This window comes from Rhizorhabdus sp. (assembly GCF_018006725.1).
Taxonomy (GTDB): Bacteria; Pseudomonadota; Alphaproteobacteria; order Sphingomonadales; family Sphingomonadaceae; genus Rhizorhabdus.
Window position 1 is genome coordinate 1 of record NZ_JAGMXV010000292.1, and the last position, 5,171, is coordinate 5,171.

Consider the following 5,171-nt stretch of genomic DNA (forward strand, 5'->3'; position numbering starts at 1 on the left):
GCATCAACTGCGACAACCCGCTCCTGTCGGCTCAGCAGCGGACGCAGATCTGCGCTCCCGGAAACCTCATCACCCGCTTCACCGAGACCGGCTTCCCGCTGGTCGATGCCGGTGTCGCGCCGATCGACTTCCGCGATCCGCTGACCGGCAACATATACAATCGCGCCTTCCTGCAGGCTCTTCGTCGTAACGTCGAGGGCGGCCCGCGCCGCAGCGACCTGCAGCACACCGCCTTCCGCATCGTCGGCGGCGCGAAGGGCGAGATCAGCCCGGTCTGGTCGTACGACGCCTATTATCTGTTCGGTCGCACCAACTATTCGCAGACCTACTCGAACGAGTTCTCGGCCTCGCGTCTCACCAATGCGATCGACGTCGTCACCGATCCGCGCACCGGCCTACCGGCCTGCCGCGTGTTCGTGCTGGGCACCGACACCAACTGCCGTCCGTACGACATGTTCGCTCTCGGCGGCGTGACCCAGGATGCACTGAACTATGTGCAGATCCCGGGCTTCCAGCGCGGCAACACGCAGGAGCGCGTCCTCAGCGGCACCATCACCGGTCTGCTCGGCGAATATGGCCTGAAGTCGCCTTGGGCGAACGACGGTCTGGGCGTTGTGTTCGGCGCCGAGTACCGCAAGGAATCGCTCGAGCTCGACACCGACGTCGCGTTCCGCACGGGCGACCTGACCGGTCAGGGCGCGGCCACCGTTCCGGTGTCTGGCTCGTTCGACGTCAAGGAACTGTTCGGCGAATTCCGTCTGCCGATCGTCGAGGAGCAGGGCATTCATGCTCTGACCCTGGAAGGCGCCTATCGCTATTCCGACTATAGCAGCGGCTTCACCACCGACACGTTCAAGATCGCGGTCGACTTCGCTCCGGTTCGCGACATCCGCTTCCGCGCCAGCTTCAACCGCGCGGTTCGCGCCCCGAACGTCCAGGATCTGTTCGCTCCGAACATCGTGGCGCTCAACGGCAACAGCGATCCTTGCGGCGACGGCTCGGCAACGGCGGCCCAGTGCGCCCTCACCGGCCTCGATCCGGCCAACTATCCGGTCGCGGGCAACCCGGCCGGCCAGTATAACGGCTTTATCGGCGGCAACCCCAACCTGCAGCCGGAAAAGTCGGACACGAAGACGATCGGTATCGTGTTCCAGCCGACCTTCCTGCCGGGCTTCAACGCGACCGTCGACTGGTTCGACATCAAGGTGAAGGACCTGATCCAGAACTATGGTCAGGACGTGATCATCAACCAGTGCATCACCACTGGCGATCCGACCTTCTGCTCGCTGATCAACCGCGACGCGACCGGCTCGCTGTGGCGTTCGGCCAACGGCTTCGTCCGTGACCTTCCGCTTAACATCGGTGGTCTGAAGACTCGTGGTCTGGACCTCTCGGCCGGCTACAACACCCGCATCGGCACCAACTCGCTGTCGTTCAGCATCATCGGCACCTGGCTCGACAAGCTGCAGACCGACAATGGTGTGACGGCGCCTTATGACTGCGCCGGTCTCTACGGCCTGGTCTGCGGCATTCCGAACCCGGAATGGCGCCACAAGGCTCGCGTGACCTTCAACATGGAGAACGGCCTCGGCCTGTCGCTCGCATGGCGCTACTTCGGCAGCGTGAAGATCGACCGCAGCAGCAGCAACCCGACCCTGACCGGCGCTTTCTCGCCGTTCAACGAGAAGCTGCCGTCGCAGAGCTACTTCGATCTGGCCGCGACCTATGCGATCAACGACCAGTACACCTTCCGTCTGGGCGTCCAGAACCTGCTCGACAACGATCCGCCGATCATCGGCGCGAACGGCGCGTCGGCAGTCAACAACGCCTGCACCGCGGTGTTCTGCTCGGGTAACACCTTCCCGGGTGTCTATGACTCGATGGGTCGTTACATCTACGCTGGCGTCACCCTCAACTTCTGATAGTCGAGGCGAAGCCGGAAGGAGGCGGTGGGGGCGACCCCGCCGCCTCTTTCTTTTGGCCCGGCGTTCCGGCTCGATCCCGATCCAAGACCGGCTTTCCGCGACGCGGACCGCTTTCCCCGCTGACGATCAGCCCCTAAGGTAGCGCATGGCCTCCACCCCCACGCCCGCCGAACTGGAACGCGCGGCCGATACCGCCGCAGCCAGAGGCGCCTTCCCCGAAGCTCTGAGCTTGCTGGCCCGTGCCGCAATCGCGGCGCCAGGATTTGAACTGCACCTCAAGCGGGCGGCACTCTACCGGGCTTCGAACGATCCTGCCGCTGCGCTCGACGCCGTGTCTGCCGCGCTTGCCTTCGCGCCGCTCGACTTCATGGCGCTGATGCTGCGCGCAGGCCTGAAGGAACAACTCGGCCATGCCGATACCGGCGAAGCTTATGATCAGGCGCTCGCCCGCAAACCCGACAGCATAGCCAATCCTCAACTGGCGGCGGCGGTAGCTCGTGGCGAAAAACTCCGCGACCGCTGGCGCGCCGATAAGGAGGAACGCCTGCGCGACGCCATGGCAGAGGCGGAAGCAACAGCCGATCCGGAAGCAGCGGCCCGCATTGCGCGCTTTCGCAGCAATGCCCTGCGTCAGACCCGCGTCTGGCACAGCGAGCCGACCCACTTTCATTTTCCCGGCCTGGTCGAGCGCGAATATCATGATCGCAGCCTGTTTCCGTGGCTCGGAGAATTGGAGGCCGCGACCGACCTGATTCAGGCCGAATTCGAGGCGGTGGCCGCCGCCGAACGCGCCGAACTGACCCCCTATATCCAATATCCGGAGGGCGCCCCGCTCGCCCAATGGGCGCCGCTCAACCATAATCGCGACTGGACCGCGATCCACCTGTGGCAATATGGCCGCCGGATCGACGCCAATGCCCGCCATTGTCCCGGCACGATGGCGTTGATCGATCGCTTTCCTCAGCCCCGGATCGGCGGCTGCTCACCCAACGCCATGTTCTCGCTCCTGGCGCCGAACACGCGCATTCCGCCACATCACGGCGTCGCCAACACCCGGCTGGTCTGCCACCTGCCCCTGATCGTGCCCGAAGGCTGCTGGTTCCGCGTCGGCGCCGAAACCCGCCAATGGGAACGCGGCCGGGCCTGGGTCTTCGATGACACGATCGAGCATGAGGCGCTCAACCCCAGCGACGCGCTACGCGTGATCCTCATCATCGACATATGGCATCCGGGTCTCGACCCGCAGGAGCGCGCAGCCGTGACGGCGCTGCTGGAAGCCGAGAGCGGCGTGGTGGCACAGGGACTTTGAAGCCATGATCGACGACCTGATCGCGCGGATGAAGCTCCGCCCGTCCGATGCCGCAACCGCAGAAGCGCTCGCGGCAAAGGCGCTCGAACTGCAACGGGAGGAAGACGCCCTTCCCCTGATTGCGCTGGCGGCCGAACGGAACGCCACCAATGCCCGCCTGTGGCAATGGACAAGCCTGCTCCACCGGGCTCTCGACCAGCATGCCGAGGCCATGCCCGCTATCAACGCGGCAGCGAAGCTCGCGCCGCAGGATGCGCGGATCGCACAGGCGCGAGCGCAGATTGCTCTTGAAGCCGGGCTCGACGCGCTGCCACTGATCGAAACAGCAATCGCTCTGGAGCCCAATAATGGCGACCTGTTGCTAAGCCGCGCGGCGGCGCGCATGGCGCAGGGCGACGCTGCGACCGCGATTGCCGAACTGGAAGCGCTGCTGGCGGTGCATCCGGGCTGGTATCCCGGTCATGACCGCGTGATCAAATTGCGCTGGATGATGGGAGACGGCCTTCGCTCGACCGAGGCGATCGAGCGGGCGCTCACGAACAATGGCGGCGATCTCAATCTGTGGCGCATTCTGATCGTTTCGCTGGTCGAGGCCGGACAATATGAGGCCGCGCTCGACGCCGTCATGCGCGGCCGGGCGGTGCTCGGCCCGCAGCTGACTTTCACTGCGAACGAAGCGGCGGCGCGGTCCGAGCTTGGCGAAAGGAGCGAAGCGGATACACTGTTCGAGGTCATGGCGAAGGTCGACGACCTGTCGGTCGCGATCCGTCATGTCCGCCACTTGCTGCGCACCGGCCGCGTAGAGCGGGCCTTGCCGCTGATCGAGCGCTGGGCACGCCCTCAAGGACCGAACCGGGCGATGTGGCCCTATGCTGCCATCGCGTGGCGGCTCGCGGGCGATCCCCGCGCCGACTGGCTGGACGATCCGGCCTTCATACGCGTCGTCGACCTCGCAGACCGTATCGCCGACTTGCCGGCGCTGGCCCGGCGCCTGCGCACTCTGCACCGCGCGAGCGCCCCGCATCTGGATCAGTCGGTGCGCGGCGGCACCCAGACCGATGGCCCGCTGTTCAGCCGCGTCGATCCCGAAATCCGCGCATTGCGGGCGCTGGTTCTGGAAGCCGTTCGCGAGCAGATCGCCAGCCTGCCCGAACCCGACCCGCGCCACCCGCTGCTGGCTTATGGCCGACCGTCGCGGCCCCGCTTCGCCGGGTCCTGGTCGGTCCGACTGACCGGCGAGGGTGGCGGGCATCATGCCAATCACGTCCATCCCGCCGGGCTGATCAGTTCGGCCTTCTACGTGACCGTGCCGCGCGAAGCCGCCACGGGGACCCAAGCCGGGTGGCTCACGCTGGGCAGCCCGCAAGCGGAACTCGGCCTCGACCTGCCGGCTACCCGCCTCGTCGAGCCCAAGCCCGGCCGACTGGTGCTGTTTCCTTCGACGATGTGGCATGGCACGCTGCCTTACAGCTTCGGCGAACGCATGACCGTCGCCTTCGACATCGCTCCCCCTCTGGCCTGAGATCGACATCATGACCCTGCCGCCTCCGCATCTGTCGCCCGTCTTCGCCCGGATCAAGATCGGCGACCTGCCCGGCGCCCTGGCCGCCGCACGCAGCATATTGCGGACCACCCCGCACGATCAGCCTCTTCTGTCGCTTGCCGGAATGCTGGCATGCCGGACCGGCGATTTCGATAGCGGGGTGGCCATGCTCAGGCAGGCGCGTGCGCTCGATCCCCGCGATCAGGCGACGCTCAACAATCTCGTGCGCGCGATGATCGAGACGGGCGACCTCGACGGGGCGGCGGCCCTTGCCGCAGAGGGTGGCGACGATCCGAAGCTCCTGCGCCTGTCGGCCCATGTCCACCATCTGCTGCACCTTGGAGTGATCACGTGTACGGGCGGCGACCTGGCTGTTGCGTATCAGGTATAGCCG

At 65.9% G+C, this 5,171-nt stretch carries 4 protein-coding genes; all 4 read left to right on the forward strand.

Annotated features, from left to right (window positions below; translation table 11 throughout):
* Positions 1–1,922: TonB-dependent receptor (locus KAY22_RS24210; protein ID WP_296625699.1), on the forward strand; the 1,922-nt coding region annotated here is incomplete at its 5' end.
* 148 nt (positions 1,923–2,070) lie between these two features.
* Entirely contained in the window at positions 2,071–3,234 is a 1,164-nt protein-coding gene (locus tag KAY22_RS24215; protein ID WP_296625700.1) for an aspartyl/asparaginyl beta-hydroxylase domain-containing protein, read from the forward strand.
* Between the two features lie 4 nt (positions 3,235–3,238).
* On the forward strand, positions 3,239–4,756 hold the full coding sequence (locus KAY22_RS24220) for a putative 2OG-Fe(II) oxygenase (RefSeq protein ID WP_296625701.1): 1,518 nt from the start codon (positions 3,239–3,241) through the stop codon (positions 4,754–4,756).
* 10 nt (positions 4,757–4,766) lie between these two features.
* Positions 4,767–5,168: a tetratricopeptide repeat protein gene (locus tag KAY22_RS24225; RefSeq protein ID WP_296625702.1), complete on the forward strand. Its 402-nt coding sequence runs from the start codon at positions 4,767–4,769 to the stop codon at positions 5,166–5,168.
* Positions 5,169–5,171: the final 3 nt, after the last annotated feature.

Excerpts from the sequence above, each read along its gene's own strand:
- KAY22_RS24215 (WP_296625700.1), top strand. The coding sequence starts at position 2,071 with ATGGCCTCCACCCCCACGCCCGCCGAACTGGAACGCGCGGCCGATACC.
- KAY22_RS24220 (WP_296625701.1), top strand. The coding sequence starts at position 3,239 with ATGATCGACGACCTGATCGCGCGGATGAAGCTCCGCCCGTCCGATGCC.
- KAY22_RS24225 (WP_296625702.1), top strand. The coding sequence starts at position 4,767 with ATGACCCTGCCGCCTCCGCATCTGTCGCCCGTCTTCGCCCGGATCAAG.